General features: G+C 66.5%; 17 protein-coding genes. 2 read left to right on the top strand and 15 right to left on the bottom strand.

The window, feature by feature from the left end; all coding sequences use genetic code 11:
• The 4 genes from miaB to QF036_RS08985 all read right to left on the bottom strand — a co-directional run bounded on the left by miaB (position 1) and on the right by QF036_RS08985 (position 3,714).
• Entirely contained in the window at positions 1-1,557 is a 1,557-nt protein-coding gene (gene miaB, locus QF036_RS09000; protein WP_307101093.1) for a tRNA (N6-isopentenyl adenosine(37)-C2)-methylthiotransferase MiaB, read from the bottom strand.
• Positions 1,558-1,595: 38 nt separating this feature from the next.
• Entirely contained in the window at positions 1,596-2,111 is a 516-nt protein-coding gene (locus tag QF036_RS08995; RefSeq protein ID WP_307105865.1) for a regulatory protein RecX, read from the bottom strand.
• Between the two features lie 100 nt (positions 2,112-2,211).
• Positions 2,212-3,264, bottom strand: coding sequence for a recombinase RecA (recA, locus tag QF036_RS08990; protein WP_307101091.1), 1,053 nt, complete (start codon positions 3,262-3,264; stop codon positions 2,212-2,214).
• 210 nt (positions 3,265-3,474) lie between these two features.
• On the bottom strand, positions 3,475-3,714 hold the full coding sequence (locus tag QF036_RS08985; RefSeq protein ID WP_307101089.1) for a DUF3046 domain-containing protein: 240 nt from the start codon (positions 3,712-3,714) through the stop codon (positions 3,475-3,477).
• Between the two features lie 42 nt (positions 3,715-3,756).
• Here QF036_RS08985 and QF036_RS08980 point away from each other — a divergent pair, with 42 nt between their 5' ends.
• Positions 3,757-4,263 carry a MarR family winged helix-turn-helix transcriptional regulator gene (locus QF036_RS08980; protein ID WP_307101087.1) on the top strand — a complete coding sequence of 169 codons (507 nt, stop codon included), beginning with the start codon at positions 3,757-3,759 and terminating at the stop codon, positions 4,261-4,263.
• A gap of 178 nt (positions 4,264-4,441) precedes the next feature.
• Here QF036_RS08980 and QF036_RS08975 read toward each other — a convergent pair whose 3' ends face one another.
• From QF036_RS08975 to QF036_RS08935, 9 genes are all read right to left on the bottom strand, one after another.
• Entirely contained in the window at positions 4,442-4,894 is a 453-nt protein-coding gene (locus QF036_RS08975; RefSeq protein ID WP_307101085.1) for a helix-turn-helix domain-containing protein, read from the bottom strand.
• Positions 4,895-5,063: 169 nt separating this feature from the next.
• Positions 5,064-5,549 carry a CinA family protein gene (locus QF036_RS08970; RefSeq protein WP_307101083.1) on the bottom strand — a complete coding sequence of 162 codons (486 nt, stop codon included), beginning with the start codon at positions 5,547-5,549 and terminating at the stop codon, positions 5,064-5,066.
• Positions 5,546-6,217 carry a CDP-diacylglycerol--glycerol-3-phosphate 3-phosphatidyltransferase gene (gene pgsA, locus QF036_RS08965; RefSeq protein ID WP_307101081.1) on the bottom strand — a complete coding sequence of 224 codons (672 nt, stop codon included), beginning with the start codon at positions 6,215-6,217 and terminating at the stop codon, positions 5,546-5,548. Before pgsA ends, QF036_RS08970 begins: the two co-directional genes overlap by 4 nt.
• Positions 6,218-6,267: 50 nt before the next feature.
• Positions 6,268-9,156: an FtsK/SpoIIIE family DNA translocase gene (locus QF036_RS08960; RefSeq protein WP_307101079.1), complete on the bottom strand. Its 2,889-nt coding sequence runs from the start codon at positions 9,154-9,156 to the stop codon at positions 6,268-6,270.
• A gap of 84 nt (positions 9,157-9,240) precedes the next feature.
• Complete coding sequence (locus tag QF036_RS08955) at positions 9,241-10,932, bottom strand: ribonuclease J (protein ID WP_307101077.1); 1,692 nt, start codon at positions 10,930-10,932, stop codon at positions 9,241-9,243.
• 44 nt (positions 10,933-10,976) lie between these two features.
• Positions 10,977-11,885: a 4-hydroxy-tetrahydrodipicolinate synthase gene (dapA, locus tag QF036_RS08950; protein ID WP_003798773.1), complete on the bottom strand. Its 909-nt coding sequence runs from the start codon at positions 11,883-11,885 to the stop codon at positions 10,977-10,979.
• A gap of 77 nt (positions 11,886-11,962) precedes the next feature.
• The gene (locus QF036_RS08945; protein ID WP_307101075.1) at positions 11,963-12,814 is read right to left on the bottom strand and encodes a carbon-nitrogen hydrolase family protein; all 852 of its coding nucleotides are present in this window, start codon (positions 12,812-12,814) and stop codon (positions 11,963-11,965) included.
• Positions 12,815-12,823: 9 nt separating this feature from the next.
• Positions 12,824-13,093 carry a hypothetical protein gene (locus QF036_RS08940; protein WP_307101072.1) on the bottom strand — a complete coding sequence of 90 codons (270 nt, stop codon included), beginning with the start codon at positions 13,091-13,093 and terminating at the stop codon, positions 12,824-12,826.
• A gap of 326 nt (positions 13,094-13,419) precedes the next feature.
• Positions 13,420-13,590 carry a hypothetical protein gene (locus QF036_RS08935; RefSeq protein ID WP_307101070.1) on the bottom strand — a complete coding sequence of 57 codons (171 nt, stop codon included), beginning with the start codon at positions 13,588-13,590 and terminating at the stop codon, positions 13,420-13,422.
• Between the two features lie 121 nt (positions 13,591-13,711).
• Between QF036_RS08935 and QF036_RS08930 the strand changes: the two genes are divergently transcribed.
• Positions 13,712-14,947, top strand: a complete 1,236-nt coding sequence (locus QF036_RS08930) for a heparan-alpha-glucosaminide N-acetyltransferase domain-containing protein (protein ID WP_307101068.1) — start codon at positions 13,712-13,714, stop codon at positions 14,945-14,947.
• Here the strand turns inward: QF036_RS08930 and QF036_RS08925 are convergent, their stop codons facing one another.
• Positions 14,948-15,436 (bottom strand): hypothetical protein, encoded by a 489-nt coding sequence (locus QF036_RS08925; protein WP_307101067.1) that lies wholly within the window; start codon positions 15,434-15,436, stop codon positions 14,948-14,950.
• A 4-nt stretch (positions 15,437-15,440) separates the two neighbouring features.
• Complete coding sequence (gene dapB / locus QF036_RS08920; RefSeq protein WP_307101065.1) at positions 15,441-16,199, bottom strand: 4-hydroxy-tetrahydrodipicolinate reductase; 759 nt, start codon at positions 16,197-16,199, stop codon at positions 15,441-15,443.
• Positions 16,200-16,239: the final 40 nt, after the last annotated feature.

Raw genomic sequence — 16,239 nt, 5'->3', positions numbered from 1 at the left:
TCAGCGGCTCCGCACCGGGAGCGAGGGCATGCCGAGCGACACGCCGGACTTGCCTGACCCGCCGGCACCTGCTGCACCCGGCGCAGGGGCCCCGCAGGAGTCGGCCTGTGCCCTGTCCCAGGCGTCACCGGCGCGGGACCGGCGCAGGGAGTAGTCGTCCGCGGTGGCCGGATCGGCGATCAGGTGGAAGGCGGCGGCTTCCGTGATGGTGACTGTCACCAGGTCTCCGGGCCTTGGGGCAGGAGCGCCCTCGGGAACTGTGAAGTGGACAAGGCGCTGGTCCTGCGAACGGCCGGAGAGTCGGTGGGTTTCCTCGGACTTGCGGCCAGACTGCGCGGTGACCATGACCTCGACGCCGCGTCCCAGCTGCTTGGCGTTTTCTTCCGCGGCGATGCGGTCCTGAAGGGCGGTGAGGCGCTCAAAGCGTTCCTGCACCACCGCCTTGGGCAGCTGGTCCGGCAGGTCCGCGGCCGGCGTACCGGGCCGCTTGGAGTACTGGAAGGTGAAGGCTGTGGCGAAGCGTGACTTTTCGACGACGTCCAGGGTCGCCTGGAAGTCCTCCTCCGTCTCCCCCGGGAAACCGACGATGATGTCCGTGGAAATCGCGGCATGCGGCATCCTGGCGCGGACCTTGTCCAGGATGCCGAGGAACTTCGCTGACCGGTAGGAACGCTTCATGTCGCGCAGGACCTTGTCCGAACCCGACTGGAGCGGCATGTGCAGCTGCGGCATGACGTTGGGCGTCTCGGCCATGGCGTCGATGACGTCATCCGTGAACGCGGCCGGGTGGGGGCTGGTGAACCGCACCCGTTCCAGGCCCGGGATCTCGCCGCAGGCCCGCAGCAGCTTGGAGAAGGCCTGGCGGTCCCCGAACTCCACCCCGTACGAGTTCACGTTCTGGCCGAGGAGCGTCACTTCGATGGCGCCGTCGTCCACCAGGGCCTGGACCTCGGCGAGGATCTCTCCGGGCCGCCGGTCCTTTTCCTTGCCGCGCAGGGCGGGGACGATGCAGAAGGTGCAGGTGTTGTTGCAGCCGACTGAAATGGACACCCAGCCCGAATAAACCGAGTCGCGTTTGGTGGGCAACGTGGACGGGAAGACGTCCAGCGACTCGAGGATCTCCAGCTGCGCCTCGTTGTTGTGGCGGGCCCGGTCCAGGAGTGCGGGCAGGGCGCCGACGTTGTGCGTGCCGAAGACGGCATCGACCCAGGGAGCCTTCTTCAGAATGGTTTCGCGGTCCTTCTGGGCGAGGCAGCCGCCGACGGCGATCTGCATCCCCGGGTTGGCTGCCTTGATCGGCGCCAGCTGGCCGAGGTTGCCGTAGAGCTTATTGTCTGCGTTCTCCCGCACCGCGCAGGTGTTGAAGACCACGACGTCGGCCTGGGCACCGTCCGCCGGTACATAACCGGCGGCTTCCAGCATCCCCGCCATGCGCTCCGAGTCGTGAACGTTCATCTGGCAGCCGAAGGTGCGCACCTGATACGTGCGGGGCACCTCGGCGTCGCCGATTGGTGCGTTTTCGGTGCCGGTTGCGGGGGAAGGATAGGTCAGACTCACTCGTTAAGGGTACCGGCTGCCAAGGGTACCGGGTGCGCTCACTCCCAGTGAGATGTGGCCTCGGCGGAGTCTTCACAGGCCGGAGCACCCACGGCTGCGGCGTCAAGGACCTCGGCCACGATCCGGAAGGCCTGCGAGGGCTGGTATCCCTTGCGGGCCAGCATGGACGCGAGCCGCCGTGTGGCCTTGTCCCGCTCCGCCCGGCCTGACAGGTCCGTCCCCGGCCGCAGCTTGCGTTCCACGAGATGGCGCGCGGCGGCTTCCTCGTCCTCGTCACTCAGCTGCTCCAAGGCAGACGCCGCCGTGTCAGCATCAATGCCCTTGTCCGCGAGTTCCCGGCGGAGGGCTCCCCTGGCCAGCCTGCGCGACTGGGACCGGCTCCGCACCCACATGTCCGCGAATTCCGCGTCGTCAACGAGCCGGACCTCTTCGAAGCGGTCCAGCACGGCCGCGGCGACGTCCTCCGGCACGTTGCGCTCGGCCAGCTTGCGTTCCAGCTGCAGCCGGCTCTTGGGCGATGCGGTCAGCTGGCGCAGCACTATGGCGCGCGCCACCGACGCGGGATCTGCATCACGGTCCTCATCGGGTTCCGGGCTGGGTCCTGCTGTGCGGTCCCCTCCGGCCTTAGCGAAGGCCGAAGAGGACCGGCGTTTGCTAGAAGCCGTCAACGGCCTTCAGCTTCGGTGAGGCCTCAGCGTCGGCCGCAGGCTTGGTTCCCACACCGAGCTTTTCCTTGATGAGCCGTTCCAGTTCCGCAGCGAGTTCCGGGTTGTCGCGCAGGAAGCGGCGCGAGTTCTCCATGCCCTGGCCAAGCTGGTCGCCGTCGTACGTGAACCAGGACCCGGACTTCTTGATGATGCCGTGCTCCACGCCCATGTCGATGATGCCGCCCTCGCGGGAGATGCCCAGGCCGTAGATGATGTCGAATTCGGCGATCTTGAAGGGCGGAGCCATCTTGTTCTTGACGATCTTGGCCTTGGTCCGGTTACCGACGGAATCGGCACCTTCCTTCAGGGTCTGGATGCGGCGGACGTCGATGCGCACGGACGCGTAGAACTTCAGCGCCTTACCACCGGTGGTGGTTTCCGGTGATCCGAAGAACACGCCGATCTTCTCACGCAGCTGGTTGATGAAGATGGCGGTGGTCTTGGTCTGGCTCAGCCGGCCGGTGATCTTTCGCAGGGCCTGGCTCATGAGCCGTGCCTGCAGGCCGACGTGGCTGTCGCCCATGTCGCCTTCGATTTCCGCCCGCGGCACCAGGGCTGCCACGGAGTCGATGACCACGATGTCCAGTGAGCCGGAGCCCACCAGCATGTCCATGATCTCCAGGGCCTGCTCACCGGTGTCCGGCTGGGAGACCAGCAGGGCGTCCGTGTCCACGCCGAGCTTGGCTGCGTATTCGGGATCGAGGGCGTGCTCGGCGTCGATGAAGGCAGCGATGCCACCGGCACGCTGGGCGTTGGCCACGGCGTGCAGGGCAACGGTGGTCTTACCCGACGATTCCGGTCCGTAGATTTCCACGACGCGGCCGCGCGGGAGACCTCCGATTCCGAGTGCGACGTCCAGCGCGATGGAGCCGGTGGGGATGACTTCGATGGGGGCGCGCGTTTCGTCGCCCAGCCGCATGATCGATCCCTTGCCGAACTGCTTGTCAATCTGCGCGAGCGCTGCTTCAAGCGCTTTTTCACGATCCGGGGCTGCCGCCATGGTTCACACCTCTAATGCTTTCTCGCTTTGGAGGGGCCTCAGCGGCCCTTTGTCTGTCATCACCGACGCTAGCGCCACCCGCTGACATTCTTACCGGACAGGCGTGCGTATGTGGATAACCCGCTGCCAAAAAGCATAGCCGCACCCGAACAGATATTCGAACAATCGGTCGGCGTGTCAGCAGCTTCTTGGGCCGGGGTCGGGACCTGCTCAGACCAGGTCTGGGCCGCCCTGGCGGGGCTTGATGTCGCGGCCGAGGCGGCGCTCCTCGGGGACGTCCTGGACGTCGCACACGGCGAGCCAGATGTCGCGTGGACTGACGCCGGCGGCGAGGGCCTGGTTCGCCGTCCGGCCGCCGACGCCTGCAAGGACGAGGGAACCGCCCAGCACGCGCGAGTACCCGGCCCCGAATTCATCGTCCATCAGCCGCCAGAAATCACTAATCCTCACTCAATACAGTCTCTCACGGGCGCTGACTCTAGAATGGTTGCCATGAGCAACCCCGCTGAAGCCCCCGGAGCCGGTGCCCCCTTCGAGGACACGCTTGATACGGCACTGACCAACGTGGAGCATCAGATCAGTCTTTTCTGGCGACGGGCCCGGTCCGTTTCCCAGCAACTGTCGCGCGAGGTCCACCCGGACATGGAGCCCGCCGCCTACGGCCTGCTCACCGTCATCCGCAAGAGCGGGCCCATCCGCCTGACCGAACTCGCATCCTGCATCGGCGTCGGCAAGCCATCCGTCAGCAGGCAGATCGCGTTCCTTGAAAGCATCGGCCTGGTGCTCAAGGAAGCCGATCCCCTGGATGGCCGGGCGCAAACCATCAGGCTCACCGCCGAAGGCGAGGAGAAGATGCACCAGGTGCAGGATGCCAGGCGGCAGGTGTTCCGGGAGCGCCTGGGCGAATGGCCGGTAGAGGATCTCGAGGCACTGGCTGCCTACATGGCCAAACTCAACGCCACATACGAACGTGACGGGTTTCCCAAGGACGGCGCCTAGACAGGACGGCTCGTAGCCATCGAGGCGCGACTGGTCAGCCGCGACCGGACAGCAGAGCGCAACCGGACAGCAGAGCGCGACTGGTCAGCCCCGACGGGAAGCCAGGCACGACGAAGGCCTCCGGCAGACTGCCGGAGGCCTTCGCTGTAGTTCTGTGGTCCGGGTTACCGGGGTTCAGTTACCGGGCGCCCGAGAGCATTTCCGTTGCCAGTTGATTGTTGAGCTCGCTGCTCAGGTCGCGCTCAAGGTCCCGGCCGTAACGCTGGGAGAATTCCTGCGGGACGGTATCCGGCACGGCAACGCCTTCAGCCACGGCAACGCGGTCGCTGACCTCGCGGAGCATGCTGGAAAGCGGTACGTCCAGCGCCGAGCAGATCGAGGACAGGAGTTCCGAGGACGCTTCCTTCTGGCCGCGTTCCACCTCACTGAGGTAACCCAGGGATACCCGGGCGCTGTGCGAGACTTCGCGGAGGGTACGCCCTTGACGCTGGCGGACATCGCGCAGAACATCACCAATTTCGTGACGAAGTACAACCATCTTGCGCTCCTTCTGTTCGCTCTTGGCCTGATCGGCGAGGCCCACGTCCTTCCAGCGGACAACGCCGTTTACGGACACGGGCTGCTTTACCATCTGTATCGCCTTGCTCCCTCATGCTTTCGATTCACTGTGACGTGAACCGCATTTGTTCTCTTCATCCTAGGCGCCTCCCTCCAGGAGAGGCGACACAATGTGACAACTATTCGGAATCGCTTTTTGTTCCCGGCAACCTTACTCCCGGTAGCTTAGCGCAGTCATGGGCTCAGCCCAGCGCAGCCAGTGCCTCCTGCAGACGCTCCAAAGCAGCGCCACAGGCCAGCCCGCGGATCTCTGCCCGGGTGCCCTCGAACTTGTACGGAAAGGTCTGGACACCGGCTGCGGTGGCGACGCCCACGAACACCGTTCCCACGGCCTTGCCGTCGTGCGCGTCGGGCCCTGCCACGCCCGTGGTGGAGACGGCCAGGTCCGCGGCGCAGACGCGCCGGGCGCCTTGCGCCATGGCGGCCGCAACCGCTTCGTCCACCGACCCGACGGCGTCCAGCAAGTCCTGCGGAACGCCAAGAACGTCCCGCTTCAGGGTGTTGTTGTAAGAGACCACGCCGCCCTGCAGCATGGCAGACGCCCCCGGGGTATCGGCCAGGACAGCGGCCACCATTCCGGCGGTGAGTGACTCGGCGGTGGCGACGGTAACGCCACGCCCGACGGCCGCAGCCACGGCCTCCCCGGCGATCCGGTGCAGATTCGTCACGGATGGCCTTCCTGGTTAGGGATGTCCTGGTTGGGCTTGTCGTGCTCCGCAGCCCGCCGGCGCAACCCCTCCGACCTGACTTTCAGCGCCTGGACAACGTATTCGACGCCGGTCCAGACGGTGATCAGCACGGCAGCGAGCATGACCGCAAAGGCCACCCAGGTCAGCCACGGGGCGATGGGTGCCAGCGGAAGAAGGTAGAGGAAGATCGCCACGGTCTGGACGACCGTCTTGAGCTTGCCGCCGCGCGATGCCGGGATGACGCCGTAGCGGATCACGAAGAACCGCAGCGCCGTGATGCCCCACTCACGGACCAGGATCACGATGGTGATCCACCAGGGCAGCTCGTTCAGGACGCACAGCATGACCAGCGCGGAGCCGGTCAGAAGTTTGTCCGCGATCGGGTCGGCGATCTTGCCGAAGTCGGTGACCAGTCCCCTGCTGCGGGCGATGTCGCCGTCGAGCTTGTCCGTGTAAATCGCGACGGCGAACGCCGCCACTGCTGCCCAGCGCCAGGCCCCGGATTCGCTGCGCAGGCCGGGGGCGTCGGCGATGAGGAACCACACGAAGAACGGCACCAGCACAATGCGGAGCATCGTGAGGATGTTGGGGAGATTCCAGATACCGGAGCTGTTGGAGCCGGCCGCGGTCGCTTCGGTGCTTGTCACCCTTCTAGGCTACCGTCTTCGGCACTACCAAATTCTTGTTCACCTTAGGACTACCGGCCGGTAAGCGACCAGGCGTCCTCCGAACCGTCCTCGTCGTCACCGGAACTGTCGGCGCCGTCGTAATATTCGATGCCCTGGGTGCGGTTGTCCAGGTCTGCGGCAACGAGGTCCTCCGCGTAGCCGCCCTGGGCGATGTTGGCGTTGGCATTGTCGCTGAGCGCGGCGGTCTGCGAGTCTGCCGTCGCCGGAGCCTCCTGGCCCTTCATCGCAGCCAGCACCGCGGCGAGGTCGTCCGGCTTGACCAGCACATCGCGTGCTTTGGAACCTTCCGACGGCCCAACCACGCCGCGTGATTCCAGCAGGTCCATGAGGCGGCCGGCCTTGGCGAACCCGACGCGGAGCTTGCGCTGCAGCATGGACGTCGAGCCGAACTGGGTGGTGACCACCAGCTCCGTGGCCTGCAGCAGCACGTCGAGGTCGTCCCCGATGTCGTCGTCGATCTGCTTCTTCTGCGCTTCGGGTGCGACGTCGTCACGGTACACGGCTTGGAGCTGGCCCTTGACGTGTTCAACCACCTTGTGGATCTCGGACTCGGTGACCCAGGCGCCCTGCACACGCATCGCTTTGGAGGCACCCATCGGAAGGAACAGGGCGTCACCCTGCCCGATCAGCTTCTCCGCACCGGGCTGGTCCAGGACCACGCGGGAGTCGGTCACGGAGGAGGTGGCGAAGGCCATGCGGGACGGCACGTTGGCCTTGATCAGGCCGGTGACCACGTCAACGGACGGGCGCTGCGTGGCCAGCACCAGGTGGATGCCGGCGGCTCGGGCCAGCTGCGTGATGCGGACGATGGAGTCCTCGACATCGCGCGGCGCCACCATCATCAGGTCGGCGAGCTCATCGACGATCACCAGGAGGTACGGGTAGGGCCGGATGACGCGTTTGGAGTCCACGGGCGGCTGGACTTTGCCGGCGCGCACTGCCTTGTTGAAGTCGTCGACGTGCTTGAAGCCGTAGTTGGCGAGGTCGTCATAGCGGGCGTCCATTTCGCGGACCACCCACTGCAGGGCCTCGGCCGCCTTCTTGGGGTTGGTGATGATCGGCGTGATGAGGTGCGGCACGCCTTCGTAGGCGGTGAGTTCCACGCGCTTGGGGTCCACCATGACCATGCGGACCTCGTCGGGGGTGGCGCGCATCAGCAGGGACGTGATCATGGAGTTCACGAACGAGGACTTACCGGCACCGGTGGCACCGGCCACCAGCAGGTGGGGCATTTTCGCGAGGTTGGCCACGACGTAGCCGCCCTCGACGTCCTTGCCGACGCCCATGACCATGGGGTGGTCGGTGCGGCGGGCGTTCTGGCTGCGCAGGACGTCGCCGAGCGAGACCGTCTCACGGTCCGTGTTGGGGATTTCGATGCCGATGGCGGACTTGCCGGGAATGGGGCTGAGGATGCGCACGTCACTCGAGGCGACCGCGTACGAGATGTTTTTGGACAGCGCGGTGACCCGCTCCACCTTGGTGCCGGGAGCCAGTTCGATCTCATAGCGGGTTACGGTCGGGCCCCGGCTGAAGCCGGTCACGGTGGCATCCACGTTGAACTGCTGGAGCGTGTCCGTCAGGGCGGCCACGACGGCGTCATTGGCTTCCGTTCGCTCCTTGGGAATGGAGCCGGGCGTGAGCACGTCGGACGACGGCAGCGTGTACGTGACGTCGCCCGCGAGCGAGAGCTGCTCTGTGCGCTGCGGAATAGGGGTGGGCAGCGGCGCAGGCGCCACAGGTTTGGCGGGCACCTGCACTGCAGCGCCGGGAGTTGCGCCCGGTGCAGCGGCCGCGCCGGCCATGCCCGGCGTCACCAGCGGAATTGCCTCGGTGGCGTTCTCGGCGTTGGCGCCCTTGGCGCCGAGTCCCTGGGCTGCCTTGATCTTCTCGACGGCGATCTCCGCCTGGGTGGGCCGCCGGACTCCGGGGGCCACAGCAGGGGTTCCCTTGCCGGCGTCCGGCGACGGGTCGTCGTCGTCGATCACGGCATGCTCAAAGGCTTCATCTCCGACGTAGCCCTCCAGCCGGGGATCGGCTTCCTCATCCTTGCCAAAGAACCGCTTGCGCTTCTTCTTCGGGGCGGGACGGCTGTTTTCGTCCAGGTAGCTGCGGTCGTGGGCGTCGCCGTCGTTCTGCTGGAGGTCGATGCCCATCAGGTGCTCATAGGCACCGCGCAGCCGCCGCGGAATCGCTCCGAACGGCGTGGCCGTGACGATGAGCACGGACACGAAGGCCAGCAGCCCGTACAGGGCCACCGGGACGGCGGGGTGGATGGCGGCCAGCGGGGAGGCTGCCAGGAATCCCAGCATGCCGCCGGCCTGCCGCAGCCCATCGAAGCCCTCGCTGACAGTCGGCTGGCCGCCCACGATGTGCGCGATGCCGCAGCCTGCAAACGTCATGATGAGGAAGCCGATGCCCACTCGGTTGTTTCCGCGGCCGTCCACAGGCTGCCGGAACAGTCTGCAGGCGCACACGAAGAGCATGAGCGGCAGGACCAGCGACATCCAGCCGAACGTGCCGTTGACCACGGCGTAGACAGCGTCAGGGAACCAGCCCCGGAAACCCCACCAGGCGAAGGTGGCAATGAAGACGGCCAGGGCCAGGTTGAACAGGGCAGCCCCGTCACGGCGGTCCTCGGGTGCCAGGTCGCTGACGTCCTGGCCGATGCGGCGCACTCCCCCGCCCACCAGGTGGCCGATGCCCAGCCAGGCCCCGCCGGCCACCCGCAGCAGCCATGGCTGCCGGTGTTCGACGGCAGGAAGCTGGCGCGTGCGGGCACTGCCGCCGGACGATCCGGACCGGCCGGATTTGGCCGCCGAGGAGCCGCTGCGCCCTGCGGATGCGCCCGCTTTACTGCTGGAGGTACGTTTTGGCGCGGGGGAAGTACGAGTGGCCATATCTGCCACGGTACTCCACCGCGGCCGCGGAACCGCGGATTTCCGGGCCGCCGGGGGCTGTGTTCAACCCCCGGGCACCCGTGGTTATGCCTCCAGGACCACCGGGATGATCATGGGGCGCCGGCGCAGCTTGCGGTTGACCCACGTGCCCACGATCCGGCGGACGATCTGCTGCAGCTGGTGGTTGGTGTGGTCAGCGTTGCTGAGCACCGCCTCCTCCAGCGCGGCGTTGATCTTGGGAATGATGTCGTCGAAGACCGAGTCGTCCTCGGCGACGCCGCGGGCGTGGATCTCGGGTCCGGAGACAACCTTGCCGTTGGCCCGGTTGATGACCGTGATGATGGAGATGAAGCCTTCATCGCCCAGGACACGGCGGTCCTTGAGGTCGGCGTCAGTGATTTCGCCGACGCTGGAACCGTCCACATACACGAACCCGACCTCGACCTGGCCCACGATGTCGGCCTGGTGGTCCTTCAGGTCGATCACGGTGCCGTTGTCTGCAAGCAGGATGCTGGCGGCCGGAACACCCGACTCCTCCGCGATCTTGCCGTTGGCGATCAGGTGGCGCGTCTCGCCGTGCACCGGCATGGCGTTGAGCGGCTCGAGGATGTTGTAGCAGTAGAGCAGCTCCCCTGCCGCGGCGTGGCCGGACACATGGACCTTAGCGTTGCCCTTGTGGATCACGTCGGCGCCGAGCTTCAGCAGGCCGTTGATGATGCGGAAGACGGCGTTCTCGTTGCCGGGAATGAGGCTGGAGGCCAAGATGACCGTGTCGCCCTGGCCCACCACCACGCGGTGGTCTCCGTTGGCCATGCGTGACAGCGCGGCCATGGGCTCGCCCTGGGAGCCGGTGGACATCAGCACCACGCGGTTGTCGGGCAATGTGTCGATGTTCTTCAGGTCCACCAGGATGCCGTCCGGCACGTGCAGGTAGCCAAGCTTGGCGGCGATGGCCATGTTCCGCACCATGGAACGTCCCACGAAGGCGACGCTGCGGCCGTGCTTGGCCGCGGCGTCCAGGACCTGCTGGACCCTGTGGACGTGCGAGGAGAAGGAGGCGACGATGATGCGCTTGGTGGCCTGGGCGAAGAGCCGGTCCAGGGTGGGACCGATCTCCTTCTCGGCGGTGGTGAATCCCGGAACGTCGGCGTTGGTGGAGTCGGACATGAACAGGTCCACGCCTTCTTCGCCCAGTTTGGCGAAGTGCCGGAGATCGGTGATGCGGCCATCGAGGGGCAGTTGGTCCATCTTGAAGTCGCCCGTGTGCAGCACCGTGCCGCCGGCCGTGCGGATGAAGACGGCCAAAGCGTCCGGGATGGAGTGGTTGACCGCCACGAACTCGCACTGGAAGGGACCGAACTGTTCCACCTGCCCCTCGGTGACGGACAGCGTGTAGGGCTTGATCCGGTGTTCCTGCAGCTTGGCTTCGATCAGCGCCAGCGTCAGCTGGGAGCCCACGAGCGGAATGTCGTTGCGGAGCCGCAGCAGATACGGAACGGCTCCGATGTGGTCCTCGTGGCCGTGCGTGAGGACCACGGCGACGATGTCATTGATCCGGTCCTCGATGTAGGAGAAATCGGGCAGGATCAGGTCAACGCCGGGCTGGGTTTCCTCGGGGAAGAGGACGCCGCAGTCGACAACCAGCAGTTTGCCGTCGATTTCGAACACAGCCATGTTCCGGCCAATCTCGCCCAGCCCGCCCAGCGGAACAATCCGCAGGGTGCCTTGGGGAAGGCGGGGAGGGGTAACGAGGCCGGGGAGGGCTACTTGGGTCATAATGCACTTCTTTCCAGACGGAAGAGAGTGCCGGCCTTAGTCCGTCAGGAAAAGACCAGCCCTCCTTCCGCCAAGTCCTCGCGGATGGTTTCGATCTCGGCTTCGTCCGGCTCCACGAGGGGCAAGCGGACAATCGAGTTGGGCAGGACTCCCTGCCATTTAAGAATTTGCTTCGCGGCAACGGCACCCTGGACACGGGTCATCGTTGCGCGCACTACCGGCTCAAGCTCGAAGTTGATCTTGCGGGCCGTTCCGAGGTCGTTCGCGTTGATCGCGTCGATGAGCTCACGGAAGCGGCGGGTGGCGACGTGCGTGGTGACACCCACAAGGCCGACGGCGCCCAGGGCCATCCACTGCAGGGTCAGTCCGTCATCGCCGGAGTAGAAGGCAAGGTCGGTCTCGGCCAGGACGCGGGTGGCCGCAGCGAAGTCGGCCTTGGCGTCCTTGACGGCCACGATGTTCGGGTGCTGGGCCAGGCGGATCATGGTGTCCGGCGCGATCTCGATGGACGACCGTCCGGGGATGTCGTAGAGCATGACAGGCAGGTCCGTGGCGGATGCGACCGTCTCGAAGTGCGCCCGGACACCGGCCTGGCTGGGCTTGTTGTAGTACGGCGTGACGATCAGCAGGCCGTCGACGCCCAGCTTGGCGGCTTCCTGGGACAGGTGCACGGAGTGCGCGGTGTCGTTGGTTCCGGTGCCGGCGATGACGGCGGCACGCCCGCCAACGGCTTCCATCACGGCGCGGAACATTCCGAGGTTTTCCTCGTCGGTGAGGGTGGACGTCTCGCCGGTGGTTCCGGTGACGACGAGGCCGTCGCAGCCGTCGTCAACGAGCTTGCTGGCCAGTTCCGCGGCCTGCTGGTAATCGACCTTGCCGTCAGTGGTGAACGGGGTGACCATGGCGGTCAGGAGGGTGCCCAGGGCAGGAATGTTCGCGGAAGTGTCAGCCATGGGAAAAACGTTACCTTGTCACGTGCAGGTTAGGACAATGGCCGCAGCGTGATGAACGTCAAATTCCGGCGCGCACGCTAGCCGCGGTACCGGTCCAGGGAACCCCGCCGCAGGACAGCGGTGACCACTTCCGTTCCGGCACCGCCAGCCTGTTGCATCGACAGCCCGTCCGGCCCCCAGAAACCACTCAGGCCGCAGGACGGCCCCAGCGGCGTGCGGCCACCGAGGTTGGCAAGGACGCCGTACATGCGGTTGTCCATGGCTCGCGCTCCAAGATGCAGCCCCAGCCGGTGGCCTTCGTCCTGCGTGTAGAGCGCCGAGACGGCATACACGTCGGCTCCGGCAGCGGCAGCAGCCCCGGAGTGCGCCGGATGGGCAGCATCGAAGCAGATGGCCAGGGCGACCTTCCAGCCGTCCACGTCCAGCAGGAGCGGCTCGTGCCCTTGTTCGGGCCCCTGCCCCGGCCCGAACCTCTGCCCTGCTACGAACCTCTGCCCTTCTTCGAACCCGGGCCCTGCTTCAAACAGGGACTGCTCGTCGCCATGCAGGTGCGTCTTGAAGGCAGCCTCTTCCGCGCCGTTTGGGTGGATAGCGAGGGATGCGAGCCGGGGCGTCCCGTCCGGCTCCCGCAACGGCGCGCCGACGACGGCGGTGATGCCGGTCCTGCCGCAGATCTCCCGGATGGGGTCCAAACGAGGATCCGCGGGCACCACCCACTGGTCCCCGCCCGGCTGGTCACTGTCCCATTGGTCCCCGCCGCGTAGCAGCCGCAGGTTGTACCCCGTGAGGGAGAGCTCGGGAAATACCACCAGCCTGGCACCGTGCGAGTCGGCGTCCTCGATGAGGCGCACATGCTCAGGCACGTTGGTGTCGATGCCGCCGTCCAGGGCCGCGTACTGGATGGCGGATACGGTAAGCGGTGCGGTCACGAGCCCATCCTAGGCGGGGTCTGCCCCCGAGCAGTACCGCTCAACGGCCACCTCCCGCAACGATTCGACCCACAGGGTGAGGCGCTGTGCGGCGCGGACGTAGTGGAACAGCTCCGTGGGCGTCAGCGCATCGATATCCGTTTCCGACAGCCGGCGTGCCAGCTCCGCCCCCGGCGCCTGGTCGGAGAGTGCAACGCCTTCCCGGCCCCACTGGACGTCCTCGGCAGGCTCCCCCGCCACGAGCTGCCGGAAAAGGAAGTCCACCACGCCGGGGCTCATCGCCTTCAGCGGATCACCCTTCGCCGGATCAGCCCTGAGCGGGTCGGCCCTGGGCGCATCACCCGGAGCGCAGGGGCCTTGAGGGGGTCACTCTTGAGCCGGTGTCCGCCCAGCTCGCGCCCTTCCAGTTGGTGGCCTGCAGGACGCCCTGATGACTTCTTCATGCCGAAATACTATTCGAACATATATTCGAATACAAGGTCGCGCCCAAACCAATCCTGACTGTCAAGGCCAACTTTGAAGACGGGGCCAATCCTGACTAAGGGGTATGCCAGTCGGTAGTCCCCAACCACGTCCTGTCCTGTCCCGCCGGATTCCCGAATGCGTCACTGGAAGGTACGACGGCGACCTGCCGCTTTCCGCTTCCGGACGATGGTGCCTTCATGTCCGGGCGCATCACCCATGAGTTGATGGCCGATTTCCGGCCCACGGCCGACCAGAATCCCGGCCTCTCCGCCCATGGCCAAGTTCGCCGGGATCTGGCGGGAGATGCCCAAGTTCGTATTTTCGCGGACCCTCACCCAGGCCGCCTGGAACACGACGGTGATTCACGACGTCGTGCGGAGACCGCGGTTCACGAAAATCAGGCCTGCACTGCGGATATGAGACGATCACACCATGACCTCGCGGAGCACGGCTGCATCGTCCAAGACAGCGAAGAGGCCGGCGACCGGCGTCCGATTGGCCGGTATCGATGCTGCCCGCGGCCTGGCCCTCCTGGGCATGATGGCCACGCACCTGCTCCCGACCTTCGAGTCCAATGCCGCACTGACCCCCACCTGGGTGGGCCTGACGTTCTCCGGCCGTGCCGCCGCCCTGTTTGCCGTGCTCGCGGGCATTGGCCTCGCGCTGTCCACCGGCAAGCAACAGCCCCTTGACGGACCCGCACTGACGGCGGCACGGCGCGGCATCGCGATGCGCGCCCTGGTCATTGCCGTTGTCGGGCTCGCACTCGGCGGGCTTGACGTCAACATCGCGGTGATTCTGGTGCATTATGCCGTGCTGTTCCTGTGCATTCTGCCGTTCATCGGGCTGCGGCTGAAGGCCCTGTGCGCCTGGGCAGCGGGTTGGATCCTGCTGTCCCCGTTGATTGCCTTCCTGCTGCGGCCCTGGCTCATGGCCGCAGATCCGCCGCTGCAGCTCAACCACAACCCGGGATGGGAGGACTTGACCAGTCCGGGCCAGCTGCTGGGTGACCTGTTCCTGACGGGGTACTACCCGGTGTTCCAGTGGATTTCGTATCTGCTCGTGGGGCTCATCATCGGCAGGCTCGCGCTGACCACGGCAATCGTTCCGGTGTTGCTGCTGCTCGGCGGCACTGCCGTGGCGGCATTCTCCAAGGTCCTGGGCACGGCGGCGATGGAGCAGTGGGGTGGCCGCGCCGCCCTGCAGGACATCCTCACGGACCCCAACTATCCGTTGGACAGCCTCCTGCAGGTCAATCTCGCCGGTGTCCGGCAGGAGGGATCGTGGTGGTGGCTGGCCAGCAGCGCGCCCCATTCCGGAACCACGCTGGACCTGCTACATACCAGCGGCGTGGCGGCCGCCGTCGTCGGCCTTTGCCTTCTGGTGGGCAGGCTGGGGCAGTGGCTGGCCCTGGACCTGCTGCTTCCGCTGCGGGGACCGGGCGCCATGACGCTGACGCTGTACACCGCCCACGTTTGCGTGGTGGCGTCGTTCCATCTCAAGCCATTGCCCGTGGGCTGGACCGAGGACGGGATGTACTTCGCACATGCGGCGCTGGCCGTGGTGATCGGAATGGTCTTCGTAATCCTGAAATGGCGCGGTCCGCTGGAATGGCTCGGGCACGCCGCCAACCAGGTGGGCCGGCACCAGCCGGCAAAAATCCGGTAACTACCGGGCCAGGGCGTCGCCGGAGGCGCGGAACAGCCGCACGGCATCGCGCATAGAGGAACGTGCCCGCTTCCGGTCACCCGACGCGTCATAGGCGCAGCTGAGCCGGAACCAGGACCGCCAGTCGTCCGGGGCGGCTTCCGTTTCCGCGCGGTACTTCTCGAACTCCTGGTCCGCGGCAGCCCGGATGATGCGGCCGGCCGGCGTGCGGGGCAGGTTGTCCTCCGGCAGGCCACCTTCGGCCTCAAGCACACGTGCCATTTGTTCGGTCCGGGCGCCGAAAAGGAGTTCCCGGATCAGTGCCCAGGCACCAATCACCGGCAGCACGAGGTACGCCGCGCCGATCGCTTTGGCCACCGGCTCGGCGTCGGTCAGCAGCAGGACGGAGCGCTGGAAGGACACCACGAGATAGAAGACCAGCAGGAGCGTCACCGCGCCTACCCAGATCTTGGTGCGGTTTGTCCTCAGCCAGCCAAGAAGCGGTTTCACTGCGCTACAGCCCCAGGTCCAGGTAGCCGTCCAGGCCGACGGTGAGCCCGGGATGGGCTGCGACGTTCCGCACGCCCAGGAGGACACCCGGCATGAACGACGCCCGGTCAAAGGAATCGTGGCGGAGCGTCAGCTGCTCCCCCGGGCCGCCCAACAGGACTTCCTGATGCGCCACGAGCCCCCGGAGCCGGACGCTGTGGACGCGCACGCCGTCCACCTCGCAGCCGCGGGCGCCGGCCAGCTCAGTGGTGGTGGCATCGGGGCTGGGGCCGACGCCGGCCGCCTCGCGTTCCGCTGCTACCAGCTGGGCAGTGCGCACGGCGGTACCCGACGGCGCGTCCACCTTGTCCGGGTGGTGGAGTTCGATGATCTCCACGGATTCGAAGTACTTGGACGCCTTGGCAGCGAATGCCGATGTGAGCACGGAGCCCAGGGCGAAGTTGGGTGCAATCAGCACACCGACCTCCGGGTGGCCGGCCAGCAGGGTCTCCAGCGACTCCAGCCTGCCCAGGTCCCAGCCCGTGGTGCCCACCACGGCATGCATGCCGTTCTCGACGGCGAAGCGGACGTTCTCCTCGGTGCTCTCCGGAACGGTGAGGTCGACGACGTACCGGGCACCGGCGTCGAGCAAGGAATCGAGGGAGTCACCGCGTCCCAGCGCGGCGACGAGCTTCATGTCGGGAGCGGCCTCTACAGCTTTGACGGCCTCGGCGCCCATGCGCCCGTTTGCGCCCAGAACGGCGACAGGAAGTTGTTGGGTCATGGATTCAACACTACCGTTCGGGGGTCCGCCGGACGGAACC

It is taken from the genome of Arthrobacter globiformis (genome assembly GCF_030817195.1).
Lineage (GTDB): Bacteria > Actinomycetota > Actinomycetes > Actinomycetales > Micrococcaceae > Arthrobacter > Arthrobacter globiformis_D.
Note: the sequence above shows the minus strand (reverse complement) of the source record. Positions and strands in the feature narration are given on the sequence as shown.

Coding starts and splice junctions, on each gene's coding strand:
- QF036_RS08955 (WP_307101077.1), bottom strand. CDS start 10,932: ATGACCCAAGTAGCCCTCCCCGGCCTCGTTACCCCTCCCCGCCTTCCC.
- QF036_RS08980 (WP_307101087.1), top strand. CDS start 3,757: ATGAGCAACCCCGCTGAAGCCCCCGGAGCCGGTGCCCCCTTCGAGGAC.
- QF036_RS08975 (WP_307101085.1), bottom strand. CDS start 4,894: ATGGTAAAGCAGCCCGTGTCCGTAAACGGCGTTGTCCGCTGGAAGGAC.
- QF036_RS08930 (WP_307101068.1), top strand. CDS start 13,712: ATGACCTCGCGGAGCACGGCTGCATCGTCCAAGACAGCGAAGAGGCCG.
- dapB (WP_307101065.1), bottom strand. CDS start 16,199: ATGACCCAACAACTTCCTGTCGCCGTTCTGGGCGCAAACGGGCGCATG.
- recA (WP_307101091.1), bottom strand. CDS start 3,264: ATGGCGGCAGCCCCGGATCGTGAAAAAGCGCTTGAAGCAGCGCTCGCG.
- QF036_RS08940 (WP_307101072.1), bottom strand. CDS start 13,093: ATGAGCCCCGGCGTGGTGGACTTCCTTTTCCGGCAGCTCGTGGCGGGG.
- QF036_RS08960 (WP_307101079.1), bottom strand. CDS start 9,156: ATGGCCACTCGTACTTCCCCCGCGCCAAAACGTACCTCCAGCAGTAAA.
- dapA (WP_003798773.1), bottom strand. CDS start 11,885: ATGGCTGACACTTCCGCGAACATTCCTGCCCTGGGCACCCTCCTGACC.